The sequence below is a fragment of the Terrabacter aeriphilus genome, assembly GCF_039542985.1.
Taxonomy (GTDB): domain Bacteria; phylum Actinomycetota; class Actinomycetes; order Actinomycetales; family Dermatophilaceae; genus Terrabacter; species Terrabacter aeriphilus.
This window is the reverse complement of the sequence record NZ_BAABIW010000009.1, coordinates 67387-79871: the sequence shown is the minus strand read 5'-3', so window position 1 is coordinate 79871 and position 12485 is coordinate 67387. Positions and strand designations below refer to the sequence as shown.

The following is a 12485-nucleotide window of genomic DNA, read 5'->3' as shown; positions in this document are numbered from 1 at the left end:
CCAGAAGGGAGGTGATCCGAGAAGTGATTTCTTCCGGAACGTGTGAGGTGGCCACGCGATAGTCGCGTCCCCACCCACATCCCAGGATGAAGCAGGGCAGTCCGACCACGTCGGACTGCCCTGTTCCCTTGTCCGGTGCGGGGCGGGGCCGTCAGGGCTGCAGACGCTGGCGGGTCCAGGCGTCGGGGTCGGCCAGGGTGCCCTCGCCGGTGCGGCGGAAGACGATCCGGTCGTGCAGGCGGTTGCTCCGCCCGGCCCAGAACTCGACCTCGTCGCAGACGACCCGCCAGCCGCCCCAGAAGTCGGGCACCGGCACGTCGTGGTCGCTGCCGGTGTCGGGGAAGCGCTCGAGGGCCTCCTGCCAGCGGCGCTCGAGCTCGGCCCGGTCGGCCGCCGGCCGGGACTGGTCGGACGCCCACGCCGAGAGGCGCGAGCCGTAGGGCCGGGAGTCGAAGTAGGCCTCGACCTCGTCGCGGCCGACGAGCTCGGCCCGGCCGCGGAAGCGGATCGCCCGGTAGATGGCCGGCCAGGTGAGGGCCGCGGCGACGCGCGGGTCGGCCTGCAGCTCACGGCTCTTGGCCGACTCGAGGTTCGTCACGAAGCCCGGGCCGCGCTCGTCGAAGAAGCGCATGAGCACCGTGCGCACGTCCGGCGCCCCCGATTCGTCCACGGTCGCCACCGAGATGGCGGTCGGCTCGGGCACGTCGTCGCGCTCGTCGGCGGCGGCCAGGGCCGCGTCGATCCAGGCCTGCGCCTGCAGGAAGGGCGACGCGGCGAGGTCGGACTCGACGAGGCCGTCGCCGCGGTAGTCGACGCGGCGCACGGCCGCCAGTCCCGCGGAGGGTGAGGTGTCCATGCCCCCAGACTAGGGTTGGCCGCAGGAGGCCCGCGTGGGCGTCAGGCCACGGCGCGCGCGGACCCGTGCGACGAGCCCGGCACGACCGGGCCCGACCGGAGGAGTTCCCCGATGGCAGGCAAGGCCAGGATCGTCACCCAGGGCGTCAAGCTCGGCATCAAGTACGGCCCGCAGATCTGGGTCGCCACCCAGGCCCTGCGCGAGCCCGCCAAGGAGGCCGCCAACAAGGCGATCTCGAGCGAGCGGGCCCGCCGCCAGGCGATGGCGCACGCGACCTCGCTCGCCGACGGCAGCATCCTCAAGGTCTACCGCGGCGACCAGTCGCACTGGGTCGTCTTCAGCGGCGACGAGCCGGTGGGCGTGCACCCGCAGACCGACCTCCCGGCCGCGGCGCTCGTCGAGCGGGCCGACCTGACGAAGCGGATCCGCCCCGGCGACAAGGTGCGCGCGACCGACCGCGCCAAGGACGCCGCGACCGCCGCCCTGCGCCGCGGCAAGCCGAACCAGATCAACTGACCACGCCGGACGGCGCCGCGGTCTCAGTCCCGCACGTCGATGCCGAGCTCGGCCGCGAAGGCGTCGGCGAGGTCGATGACCTGCGGCCGGCTCAGCATCGCGCCGCGCATCCCGGTCAGCCCGACCGGCGCCCGCAGGGTGGCGCCGGAGAGGTCGAGACGGGCATACCGGCCCCGGCCGAACGCCGGCTGCACGAGCGTGCACCCCTCGAAGGTGAGGCCGTCGACCGTCGCCTCCTGCAGGTCGAGGTCGACGACGACGCAGTCGACGAACGCGACGTCCTTGAGCCGGGCCCCGCGCAGGTTGAGGAAGTCGACCTTGCCGCCGCGCACCGTGACGTCGCGCCAGCTCGAGCCCCACGCGGAGACGGCCGCGAGCCGGCACCCCTCGATGGTGGTCTCGACGAGGCTCGCCTCGACGAGGCTGACGGAGACCCCACCGACCCGCTGCCACTCGCTCTCGGACCAGCGCGACCCCTCGAGATGGGCGTCGTCGAGCGTGCCCCCGAGCAGCGAGCACTCGAGGAACGAGTGGCCCTCGGCGTGCGCCCCCGTGAAGTCGGTGCCCTCGAAACGGACGGCGTCGTGGTGCTCCTCCCGCGCGGCGAACGCGGCGTCACGAAACACGGTCTGGTCGGCGGCTGACGGCATACGCTCACTCTGGCAGTCACCGGTGACGCCCGCTCGTCCTCCCACGTCGTGCGCTCCGGCTGCTCGCACCCGACCGCGGTGGTAGCCGCCTGCACAGCGAGGACCGACATGGCCGACAGCACGCCCGACCCCGACTTCAAGCCCGGTCTGGAAGGCGTCATCGCCTTCGAGTCGACCATCGCGGAGCCCGACAAGGAGGGCGGCGCGCTGCGCTACCGCGGCGTCGACATCGACGACCTCGTCGGCCACGTCGACTTCGGCCACGTGTGGGGCCTGCTCGTCGACAACGCCTTCGAGCCGGGCCTGCCGCCGGCGGAGCCCTACCCCCTGCCGGTGCACACCGGCGACGTGCGCGTCGACGTCCAGTCCGCGCTCGCGATGCTCGCGCCGGCGTGGGGGTTCCGGCCGACGCTCGACGCCGACGCCGACGAGGTGCGCGACAACCTCGCCCGGGCCGCCGTCATGGCGCTGTCGTTCGTCGGGCAGTCGGCGCGCGGGCTCGACAAGCCGATGGTGCCGCAGCGCGAGGTCGACAAGGCGAGCACCATCACCGAGCGGTTCATGATCCGCTGGCGCGGCGAGCCCGACCCGAGGCACGTCGAGGCCGTCGACGCCTACTGGGTCTCGGCCGCCGAGCACGGCATGAACGCCTCGACGTTCACCGCGCGCGTCATCACCTCGACCGGCGCCGACGTGGCGGCCGCGCTCTCGGGCGCGGTCGGGGCGATGTCGGGGCCGCTCCACGGCGGGGCCCCCTCGCGCGTGCTGCACATGCTCGACGGCGTCGAGGAGCAGGGCGACGCCACGGCCTACGTCAAGGGCGTGCTCGACAAGGGCGAGCGCCTGATGGGCTTCGGGCACCGCGTCTACCGCGCCGAGGACCCGCGCGCCCGCGTGCTGCGCGCCGCCTGCGAGCGCCTCGGGGCGCCCCGGTTCGAGGCCGCCGCCGCGCTCGAGAAGGCGGCCCTGACGGAGCTGCACGCCCGGCGCCCCGACCGCGTGCTGGCCACGAACGTCGAGTTCTGGGCCGCCGTCATCCTCGACTTCGCGCAGGTGCCGGCCTCGATGTTCACGCCGATGTTCTCGTGCGCGCGGACGGCCGGCTGGTCGGCGCACATCCTCGAGCAGAAGCAGACCGGCCGGCTCATCCGGCCGTCGTCGCGCTACATCGGCGAGGGCCCGCGCCGGCCCCAGGACGTCGCGGGCTGGACCGACGACATCGGCCGCTGACGCGGACACGGCCGTGACGGCATCCAGGAGCGGGCGCACGCGCGTCACCTCTCGGCGGGCGCGCACGCCGCGTCGCGCGTAGCCTCGCTGGGAGGATCCAGGACACCAGGAGGCAACCGTGGCACAGGGACTGCGCGTGCGAAGGTCGGTGGCCTCCGTCGGGGCCGCGGCGCTGCTGGCGGGAGGCGTGCTCGCGGTGGGGCAGCCGCAGGTCGCGCAGGCGGTGCCGCGGCTGCAGGCGACCACGGTCGTCGCGGGGCTGCAGTACCCGTGGGACCTCACCTGGGTGGGCTCGCTCATGCTCTTCGACGAGCGCGGCGGGCGCGTCTGGTCCAAGCGCGAGGGCGCCGCCCCGAAGCGCGTCTCGATCACCGGCCTCCCGCCGCTCTACGTCAACAGCGAGGGCGGCCTGCTCGGCATGGTCGCCGACCCCGGGGCCTCGACCAACCGCCGCTTCTACACGTGCCAGGCCGTACGCCGCCCGTCGGGTGCGCCCCTCGACGTCCGGGTGCTGCGGTGGCGCCTCACGAGCGACACGACGGCGGTCTCGGACGGGGCGCCCGTCGTCACCGGCCTGCCGCTGACGAGCGGGCGGCACTCGGGCTGCCGCCTGCGCTTCGGCGGTGACGGCAAGCTCTACGTCGGCACGGGCGACGCGGCCACGGGCACGAACCCGCAGAACCTCGCCTCGCTCGGGGGCAAGGTGCTGCGCGTCAACGGCGACGGCTCCATCCCGAAGGACAACCCCTTCTACTCCCGCGGCGGCAACGCCCGCTACGTGTGGAACTACGGCCACCGCAACATCCAGGGCCTCGCGCTGCGCCCCGGCACCTCCGAGCTGTGGTCGGCGGAGCACGGCTCGGACCGCGACGACGAGATCAACCTCTCGGTGCGGGGCGGCAACTACGGCTGGAACCCCGTGCCCGGCTACGACGAGTCGACCCCGATGACCGACCTGCGCACGTTCCCGACCGCGCGCCGGGCGATGTGGTCCTCGGGCTACCCCACCGTCGCCACGAGCGGCGCGACCTTCCTCAAGGGGGCGGCCTGGGGCGAGTGGCAGGGCGCCCTCGCCGTCGGGCTGCTCAAGGGCGAGGGCATCGACGTCATGCGGTTCGCCCCGTCGCCGACGACGACCGCCGTCGCGTCCGTGACCCGGCTGCCGGCTGCGCAGGGCTACGGCCGCATCCGCGCCGTGCAGCTCGGCCCCGACGGCTCGCTGTGGTTCACGACCTCGAACGGCAGCAACGACAAGATCGTGCGGCTCCGGCCCACCGCCACGGCGCCGAGGAAGACGGCGGGCACGCTCGTGTCACCGGTCGGCGTGACGGCCGTGCGCACCGGCAGCCAGGTGACGACCTTCGTGCGCTCCACCGGCGACACGGTCCGCTTCCGCCGCAGCACCAACGACGGGGCGACCTGGGGGGCGTGGGCGTCGGCCGGCGTGACCTCGACCGACGCGCCGACCGCGACGAGCTCGAGGCCGGGACGCGTCGACCTCTTCACCCGCACGGCGTCGCGCCAGCTCGTGCACACGTGGTTCGTCAACGGGGTGCGGCAGGGCTCGGTCGCCATCGGCGGCAGCGTCATCGCCCAGCACGCCGCGTCGCTCGGCGACGGCACCATCGACGTCTTCGGCATCGCCGTGACGGGCTCGGCCTGGCGCAAGCACTTCGACGGCCGCCGGTGGAGCGGGTGGAAGCCCATGGGCGGCGTCTTCACCTCCGGGCTGTCCGCGTCGGCCAACCCGGTCGGCCGCGGCATCCTCGTGACCGGCCGCGGCACGAACGGCGCGACCTACGAGCGGGTCTTCTACCCGACGACGGCCACGAAGGGCTGGGTGCGCCGCCTCGACAGCCTCTCGATCTGGTCGGACCGGGCCCTCGGCGACGCCTGGCCCGGGCGTCCGTTGCTCGCGGCCGGCGTCGGCGTCGACGGGCACGCGGTGGTGCAGCGGGGCAGCATCCTGATCGGGCTCCCCCAGGCCTTCACCTCGGCGCCCGACCTCGTCTCGCGGTCGAACGGCACGTTCCTGCTCTTCGGGCGCACGTCCGACGGCCACCTGCGCGTCTACGACGGCAAGCCCGGCGCCTACCGCACGACCGACCTCGGCGGCGTCGTCCGCTGACCCGGAGGGATGCCGCTGCTCGAGGAAAGCACGTCTCCTGCGCGTCCTCGCGTCGCTTCTCCCGGAAGCGGACGGCCGTCGGCAGGTGCGTGCAGGGCCCCTGTGGACCACCGCACCGGACGCTCGGCCACCCGGCGCGACACGTCCACGGGACGAGAAATGGTGTCCGAGGGGTGGGCAGCTGGGATTCAATGGCCGTCGTGACCGACGCACCCACGACCCCGCCCATCACGATCCCGGCCGAGCTGCTGCCCGCCGACGGGCGCTTCGGCTCCGGCCCGTCGAAGGTGCGCCCCGAGCAGATCGACCACCTCGTGTCGCTCGGGCGCACGGTGCTCGGCACCTCGCACCGCCAGGCACCGGTCAAGGCGCTCGTCGGCGACGTGCGCCAGGGGCTGCGCGACCTCTTCGGCCTGCCCGAGGGCTACGAGATCGTGCTCGGCAACGGCGGCTCCACCGCCTTCTGGGACATCGCCGCCTTCGGCCTCGTGCGCGAGCGCGCGCAGCACCTCGCGTTCGGCGAGTTCTCCAGCAAGTTCGCCTCCGTCACCAAGGCGGCACCCTTCCTCGGCGACCCGACGGTCGTCACGGCCGACCCCGGCACCCTCGCGGCCCCCTTCGCCGAGGCCGGCGTCGACGTCTACGCGTGGCCGCACAACGAGACCTCGACCGGGGTGATGGCCCCGGTGCAACGGGTCGCGGGCGCCGACGACGACGCCCTCGTGGTCGTCGACGCCACCTCCGGCGCGGGCGGCCTGCCCGTCGACATCACGCAGACCGACGTCTACTACTTCGCACCGCAGAAGTGCTTCGCCTCCGACGGCGGCCTGTGGATCGCCGCCTTCTCCCCCGCCGCGCTCGACCGGGTCGCGGCGATCGCCGCGACCGACCGCTGGGTGCCCGACTTCTTCAGCCTGCCGACCGCGATCGAGAACTCGCTGAAGAACCAGACCTACAACACGCCGGCCCTCAGCACGCTCGCGCTGCTCGATGCGCAGCTGCGCTGGATGCTCGGCAACGGCGGCCTCGACTGGGCGGTCGCCCGCACCGCCGACTCCTCGAGCCGGCTCTACGACTGGGCCGAGCGCACGAGCTGGACCACGCCGTTCGTGGCCGATCCCGCCGCCCGCTCGCAGGTCGTCGGCACCGTCGACCTCGACGACGCCATCGACGCCGCCGCGGTCGCCGCGGTGCTGCGGGCCAACGGCGTCGTCGACGTCGAGCCCTACCGCAAGCTCGGGCGCAACCAGCTGCGCGTGGCGATGTTCCCCGCGGTCGAGCCCGAGGACGTCACGCGCCTCACGCAGTCCGTCGACCACGTCGTCGCGGCGCTCGGCTGACCGACCTCCTGCCGGGGCGCCGCCGCCGTGTGGCTGGGCGGGTCGCGTGACCTCCCACGTCCTGCCTCGTTGAGCCGTGCAGACCCGCCGACGGCGACGGGCCAGGCAGCGAGGAGTCCCCATGGTCCGCACCCGCAGCACGGGCGGCGCCCACCGCGCCCCGCGGCGCACGTTCACCGTCGTGCCCGCCGGTGGCACGGCACGCCGGGTCGCCGCCGCCCTGCCCGTCATCGCGCTGGCCTCCGCCGGGGTCGCCTTCGCCGCCACCCGTGACGCCGCCCCGGTCGGCCGCGCCACGTCGGCGCTCACCGTGCCCGCCACGGCGATCGACGGGGGCAGTCCCGCCTACCCCGAGGCCGGCCCCGCGCCCGCGCCGATGCAGCTGCCGCCCGTCTACCAGACCTTCACCCCCGACGACCCCCGCGTGGCCGTCGCCTCGCGCACCGTGGCGCCCGTGACCGCGCTGGCCGCGAACGCCCCCGTGCGGCTCGACGCGAACGGCATACCGGCTCTCGCCCTCGCCGCCTACCGTCGGGCGGCCGGCGTGCTCGGCGGCGCCGACCCCGGCTGCGGGATCGACTGGGCGCTCCTCGGCGCCGTCGGGCGCGTGGAGAGCAACCACGCGCGTTTCGGCGGCAGCACCCTCGACGCGCGCGGGATCGCCCGGCCGCGCATCATCGGCATCCCGCTCGACGGCTCGCGCGGCACGGCCCGCATCCGCGACACCGACGGGGGCGCGCTCGATCGTGACCGCGTCTTCGACCGCGCCGTCGGGCCGATGCAGTTCATCCCCACCTCGTGGCGGCTCGCCGGTCGCGACGGGGACGGCGACGGGGTGGCCGACCCGCAGAGCCTCACCGACGCCGTCACCGGCGCGGGCGTGCTGCTCTGCTCCGGCGGGACCGACCTGCGCCGGCCGGGAGCGGCCTACCGGGCCGTGCTGCGCTACAACCACTCCGACGCCTACGTGCGCACCGTGCTCTCGATCGCCGACGCCTACCGCCGCGGCGTCACGGTCGTGCCGCGCAGCGCCCTCCCCGCCGCGCGCCCGGCGCCGGGCACCGGGTCGGCCACGCCCGACGGCTCCGGGTTCGCGTATGCCGTCCCGACCGTCCCGACCGTCCCGCGGCCCGCCTCGTCCGCGTCGTCCCCGGGCGCCCAGGCCACGCCGAGCCCGGCGTCGACGCCGACCTCGCCGTCACCCGAGCCGTCCCGACCCACCTCGAGCCCCACGCAGCCCACGCCGCGCCCGACCGACCCGGCTCCCCCGCCGAGGCCTTCGACGCCGGCGACGGGCCGGCCCGTCCTGCCCCTCCCGAGCGTGCCGGGGGTGCCGCTGCCGTCGGTCACCGTGCCGGTTCCGGTGCCGACGCTGCCGGCTCCCGTGCCGACCGTACCGGCTGCGATCACCCGGCTGCTCGCGCTGCCGCACCTGCCCCGGCTCCCGGGCGACCCGGCACACCTCGTGCGGGTGCTCGACCCGCTGAACGCCGCGCTCGTCTGCGTGCTCGACGCGAAGGTGGTCCGCTGCCCCGGCGGCGGGCTGCTCGGCTGAGGCCGGGCCCCGGCGCTCGGCCTCACACCCCGGCGCTCGGCCTCGTCCCCGGTCTCAGGCCCCGGCGCCCGGTCTCAGGCCCCGGCGCCCGCGACGGGCGGCGCCGACGCGTCCTCGGACTCGCCTCCGCCCTCGCGCCGCAGGTACTCCTCGATGTTCTCGACGTCGTCACGGTTGCGCTGGACGACCGTGAGCAGGTCGGACATCGAGCTGACCTCCTCGACCTGCTCCTTGATGAACCACTGCATGAACTGGTCGGAGGCGAAGTCGTGCTCCTCGCGGGCGACGGCCGTCAGCGCGTTGATCTGGTCGGTGACCCGCTTCTCCTGCGCGAGGGCGAGCCGCACGGGCTCGACGATGTCGGCGAAGGAGTTGGTCGGGGCGTCGACGCCCGGGATCGCGACGACCGAGTCGGTGTCGAGGAGGTACTGGACCATCATCATGGCGTGGTCGCGCTCCTCGAGCGCCTGGCGGTAGAAGAGGCCCGCCATCTGCGGCAGGGTGAGGTTGTCGTAGTAGACGGCGATGGCGACGTACTGCTGGTGGGCGGCGTACTCGTGGCCGATCTGCTCGTTGAGCAGGTCGACGAACCTCTGGGCTGCCATGGTGGATCCTCCGCGCTGGGCTCGACGGGGTGCGTGCGCGCCCATCCTAGGCAGCCAGTCGCCCGGGGAGCAGGGCGCGGTCAGCGGTTCACGAGGGCGGCGACGACCGCGATGGCGACGAAGAGGACGAGGGCCGCCACCGTGATGCGGTGGCGGAACTTGAAGTTCACTTCGTCACCTCGGGCGCGGCCGGCACCGCCGAGGCGAGCTGGATCCGCAGGCGGGGGTGGCGCTGGGTCTGGAAGGTCACCGCGACATTCTGCCGACGCGAGACCCAGAGGGCCACCGCGACGAGGCTGAGGCCGACGGCGATCGTGCCGATGGCGATGGTCCAGCGCGGGCCCCACACGTCACCGATCCAGCCGATCATCGGCGCGCCGATCGGGGTGCCACCCATGAAGATCGCCATGTAGAGGGCCATGACGCGCCCGCGCATGATCGGGTCGACGCTCACCTGGACCATGGCGTTGGCCGTCGTCAGCGCGGTGAGGGCCGAGAGGCCGGTCGGCACGAGGAAGACGGCGAAGAGCAGGTAGCTCGGCGCCGTCGCCAGCAGCGCGGTCGAGATCGTGAAGCCCACGAGGGCGGCGAGCAGCACCCGCATCCGGGGCCGCGCGCGGCGGGCCGAGAGCAGCGCGGCGGTGAGCGAGCCGACCGCCATGATCGAGCCGAGCAGGCCGTACTCCCCGGCGCCCTTGTCGAAGACCTTCGTGGCCATCAGTGCCATCGTCAGCTGAAAGTTCATGCCGAAGGTCCCGAGCACGAAGACGAGCGCCATGATGAGCACGAGGTCGGGACGGCCCTTGACGTAGCGCAGCCCCTCCCGGATCTGGCCCTTGCCGCGCGCCCGTGGCGAGGGCGTCAGCAGGCGGGCATCCATCCGCAGCAGCGCCACGAGCACGAAGACGAAGGTCGCCGCGTTGACGAAGAGGGCCGGCGCGATGCCGAACCCGGCGATGACGAGCCCCGCGACGGCCGGGCCGACGAGCCGGCCGAGGTTGAACGACGCGCTGTTGAGGGCGACGGCGTTCGGCAGGTGCGCGGTGTCGACCATCTCGGAGACGAAGGTCTGGCGGGCCGGGTTGTCGACGGCCGTCGCGACGCCCTGGAGGAAGGCGAGCGCGTAGACGTGCCACAGCTCGACGACCCCGGTCGCCGTCAGCACCGCGAGCAGCAGGGCCGTGACGAGCAGGGCGGTCTGCGTCAGGAAGAGGATGCGCCGCTTCGGGAAGCGGTCGACGAGCATGCCGGCGAACGGCGCGAGGATGAGGAAGGGCAGGAACTGCAGCCCGGTCACGATGCCGAGCGAGGTGGCCGAGTGGTCGGTGAGGACCGTCAGCACGAGCCAGTCCTGGGCCACGCGGCCCATCCACGTGCCGACGTTGGAGACGATGGCGCCGGACGCGTAGATCCGGTAGTTCGGGATCGAGAGGGAGTGGAAGGTCGGGCTCACTTCGTCGCCACCTTCCCCAGCACGGCGGCAGCCCGCTGGAGCAGCTCGCGCTCGTCGTCGCTCAGCGTCTCGAAGCGCTCGAGCAGCCACTCGTCGCGGTGCCGACGGATGCGCCGCAGCGCCTTGCGCCCCTCGGCGGTCAGCGACAGGATCACCTGCCGGCCGTCGGTGGGGTCGTCGGCGCGCGAGACGTAGCCGGCCTCGACGAGCGCGCTCGTCGTGCGCTTCATGCTCGGCGCGGAGACCCGCTCGATGTCGGCGAGCTCGCTGTTCGTGCGCGGCGTGCCGTCGAGGCGCGCGAGCACCGAGAAGTGGTGCGGCGGCAGCTCACGGTCGGACTCGAACCGGACGCGCCGCGAGATGCGCATGCAGGCGAGTCGGATGTCGTTCGAGAGCGAGACGAGCTCGGCTCGGCTCAGCGGGGCGGTCGGGGTCTCGGCAGTCAAGAGCGGATCCTCGGAAGTGCAGTCTGGTGATGCTTAGCCTAACTCATTACCTCGGCTAAGCATTCCCGGTGCCTCACCTGCTGGGACGCCGCACGCAGCGAAGGCCCCCTCCGGCGCGGAGGGGGCCTTCACGGCATACGGGCTCGGGACGGTCAGGTGATGATCGACTCGAGCGGGGCCTTGAGGAAGTACACGACGAAGAACGCGGCGACGATCCACATGAGCGGGTGCAGCTCGCGCGTCTTGCCGCGGGCCATCTTGACGAGCACCCACGCGATGAAGCCCGCACCGATCCCGACGGTGATGTTGTAGGTGAACGGCATCAGCACGATGGTGAGGAACGCCGGGAGGGCGATCTCCATGTCGTCCCAGTCGATGTTCTTGACCTGGGTCATCATGAGGAAGCCGACGATGACGAGCGCGGGGGCCGCAGCCTCCGACGGCACGACCGCGAAGAGCGGCGCGAGGAAGGTCGCGAGCAGGAAGAGCACGCCGGTGACGACGGACGCGAGGCCGGTGCGCGCCCCCTCCTCGACGCCGGAGGCCGACTCGATGTAGGACGTGTTGCTGCTGACGCCACCCGCGCCACCGGCGATGGCAGCCACCGAGTCGACGACGAGGATGCGGTCGGTGTGCGGCGGGTTGCCGTCCTCGTCGAGCAGCTTGGCCTCGGTGCCGATGGCGACGACCGTGCCCATGGTGTCGAAGAAGTCGGCGAGCAGGAGCGAGAAGACGAACATGACGGCCGTGACGATGCCGATCTTCTCGAAGGAGCCGAAGAGGCTGAACTGGCCGAGGATGCCGAGGTCGGGGGTGTTCGTCACCGTCTCGGGCAGCTTCGGCACCGTGAGCGACCACGCCGACGGGTTCGTCAGGACGCCCTTGTCGTCGAAGACGCGCGGCCCGATCTTGAAGACCGCCTCGAGCACCATGGCGAGCACGGTCGCCGCGACGATGCCGATGAGGATGGCGCCCTTGACCTTGCGGATGAGCAGCACGGCGATGAAGAAGACGCCGGCGACGAAGACGAGGGTCGGCCAGCCGTCGAGGCTGCCGGCGATGCCGAGCTCGCTCGGGGTCGTGCCGGGCGAGCTGGGCCGGCGCGCGAAGCCGGCGTCGATGACGCCGATGTAGGCGATGAAGAGGCCGATGCCGACCGAGATGGCCACCTTGAGCGGCGCCGGGATCGCCTTGAAGACGGCCTTGCGGAAGCCGGTGAGCACGAGCACGAGGATGATGACGCCCTCGATGACGACGAGGCCCATGAGGTCGGCGAAGGTGATCTTGTCGGCCTGGTGGGTGATCACCATGCCGGTGATGAGCCCGTTGATGCCGAGGCCCGCGGCCAGGGCGATCGGGAAGTTCGCGACGAGCCCCATGAGGATCGACATGAGGCCGGCGATGACGGCGGTGCCCACCGCGACGAGCAGCTTGCTCTGCACGAGGTCGGTGGTGCCGCCGATCATCGTGCCCGAGCCGTCGACCACCCCCGAGAGGATGATCGGGTTGAGCACGACGATGTAGACCATCGTGAAGAAGGTGACGATGCCGCCCCGGACCTCGCGAGCGACGGTCGACCCGCGCTCGGAGATCCGGAAGAAGCCGTCGAGCCCGCCGGTGGTGCGGGTGGTGCGCGTATCCGTCGACATGGCGCACACCCTAGTGGGGGCTCGTTTCGCGCGTGTGACGAGACCCTAGGCTGTCGG

General features: G+C 73.1%; 11 protein-coding genes. 5 read left to right on the top strand and 6 right to left on the bottom strand.

Going from position 1 to position 12485, the window contains the following annotated elements; genetic code table 11:
- Positions 1-151 precede the first annotated feature (151 nt).
- Positions 152-856, bottom strand: coding sequence for a pyridoxamine 5'-phosphate oxidase (pdxH, locus tag ABD979_RS05465; protein WP_345506438.1), 705 nt, complete (start codon positions 854-856; stop codon positions 152-154).
- Positions 857-967: 111 nt separating this feature from the next.
- Here pdxH and ABD979_RS05460 point away from each other — a divergent pair, with 111 nt between their 5' ends.
- A complete protein-coding gene (locus ABD979_RS05460) occupies positions 968-1372 on the top strand; it encodes a hypothetical protein (protein ID WP_345506437.1) in 405 nt (134 codons plus the stop codon).
- A gap of 23 nt (positions 1373-1395) precedes the next feature.
- On the opposite strand, the gene ABD979_RS05455 is transcribed toward ABD979_RS05460, so the two are convergent.
- On the bottom strand, positions 1396-2022 hold the full coding sequence (locus ABD979_RS05455; RefSeq protein ID WP_345506436.1) for a pentapeptide repeat-containing protein: 627 nt from the start codon (positions 2020-2022) through the stop codon (positions 1396-1398).
- A 108-nt stretch (positions 2023-2130) separates the two neighbouring features.
- On the opposite strand from ABD979_RS05455, the gene ABD979_RS05450 reads away from it, so the two are divergent.
- From ABD979_RS05450 to ABD979_RS05435, 4 genes are all read left to right on the top strand, one after another.
- Positions 2131-3252 (top strand): citrate synthase 2, encoded by a 1122-nt coding sequence (locus ABD979_RS05450; protein WP_345506435.1) that lies wholly within the window; start codon positions 2131-2133, stop codon positions 3250-3252.
- 118 nt (positions 3253-3370) lie between these two features.
- On the top strand, positions 3371-5380 hold the full coding sequence (locus ABD979_RS05445; RefSeq protein WP_345506434.1) for a PQQ-dependent sugar dehydrogenase: 2010 nt from the start codon (positions 3371-3373) through the stop codon (positions 5378-5380).
- Between the two features lie 200 nt (positions 5381-5580).
- Positions 5581-6720, top strand: a complete 1140-nt coding sequence (gene serC / locus ABD979_RS05440) for a phosphoserine transaminase (RefSeq protein WP_345506433.1) — start codon at positions 5581-5583, stop codon at positions 6718-6720.
- A 121-nt stretch (positions 6721-6841) separates the two neighbouring features.
- Positions 6842-8275, top strand: a complete 1434-nt coding sequence (locus tag ABD979_RS05435) for a lytic transglycosylase domain-containing protein (protein WP_345506432.1) — start codon at positions 6842-6844, stop codon at positions 8273-8275.
- Positions 8276-8349: 74 nt separating this feature from the next.
- On the opposite strand, the gene ABD979_RS05430 is transcribed toward ABD979_RS05435, so the two are convergent.
- The 4 genes from ABD979_RS05430 to ABD979_RS05415 all read right to left on the bottom strand — a co-directional run bounded on the left by ABD979_RS05430 (position 8350) and on the right by ABD979_RS05415 (position 12428).
- Positions 8350-8880, bottom strand: a complete 531-nt coding sequence (locus ABD979_RS05430) for a ferritin (protein ID WP_345506431.1) — start codon at positions 8878-8880, stop codon at positions 8350-8352.
- Between the two features lie 166 nt (positions 8881-9046).
- Positions 9047-10333 carry an MFS transporter gene (locus tag ABD979_RS05425; RefSeq protein ID WP_345506430.1) on the bottom strand — a complete coding sequence of 429 codons (1287 nt, stop codon included), beginning with the start codon at positions 10331-10333 and terminating at the stop codon, positions 9047-9049.
- Positions 10330-10779, bottom strand: coding sequence for a MarR family winged helix-turn-helix transcriptional regulator (locus tag ABD979_RS05420; protein ID WP_345506429.1), 450 nt, complete (start codon positions 10777-10779; stop codon positions 10330-10332). The genes ABD979_RS05425 and ABD979_RS05420 overlap by 4 nt, the downstream gene beginning before the upstream one ends.
- A 152-nt stretch (positions 10780-10931) precedes the next feature.
- A complete protein-coding gene (locus ABD979_RS05415; RefSeq protein ID WP_345506428.1) occupies positions 10932-12428 on the bottom strand; it encodes an NCS2 family permease in 1497 nt (498 codons plus the stop codon).
- Between the last annotated feature and the right edge of the window lie 57 nt (positions 12429-12485).

Excerpts from the sequence above, each read along its gene's own strand:
- pdxH (WP_345506438.1), bottom strand. The coding sequence starts at position 856 with ATGGACACCTCACCCTCCGCGGGACTGGCGGCCGTGCGCCGCGTCGAC.
- ABD979_RS05460 (WP_345506437.1), top strand. The coding sequence starts at position 968 with ATGGCAGGCAAGGCCAGGATCGTCACCCAGGGCGTCAAGCTCGGCATC.
- ABD979_RS05455 (WP_345506436.1), bottom strand. The coding sequence starts at position 2,022 with ATGCCGTCAGCCGCCGACCAGACCGTGTTTCGTGACGCCGCGTTCGCC.
- ABD979_RS05450 (WP_345506435.1), top strand. The coding sequence starts at position 2,131 with ATGGCCGACAGCACGCCCGACCCCGACTTCAAGCCCGGTCTGGAAGGC.
- ABD979_RS05435 (WP_345506432.1), top strand. The coding sequence starts at position 6,842 with ATGGTCCGCACCCGCAGCACGGGCGGCGCCCACCGCGCCCCGCGGCGC.
- ABD979_RS05430 (WP_345506431.1), bottom strand. The coding sequence starts at position 8,880 with ATGGCAGCCCAGAGGTTCGTCGACCTGCTCAACGAGCAGATCGGCCAC.
- ABD979_RS05415 (WP_345506428.1), bottom strand. The coding sequence starts at position 12,428 with ATGTCGACGGATACGCGCACCACCCGCACCACCGGCGGGCTCGACGGC.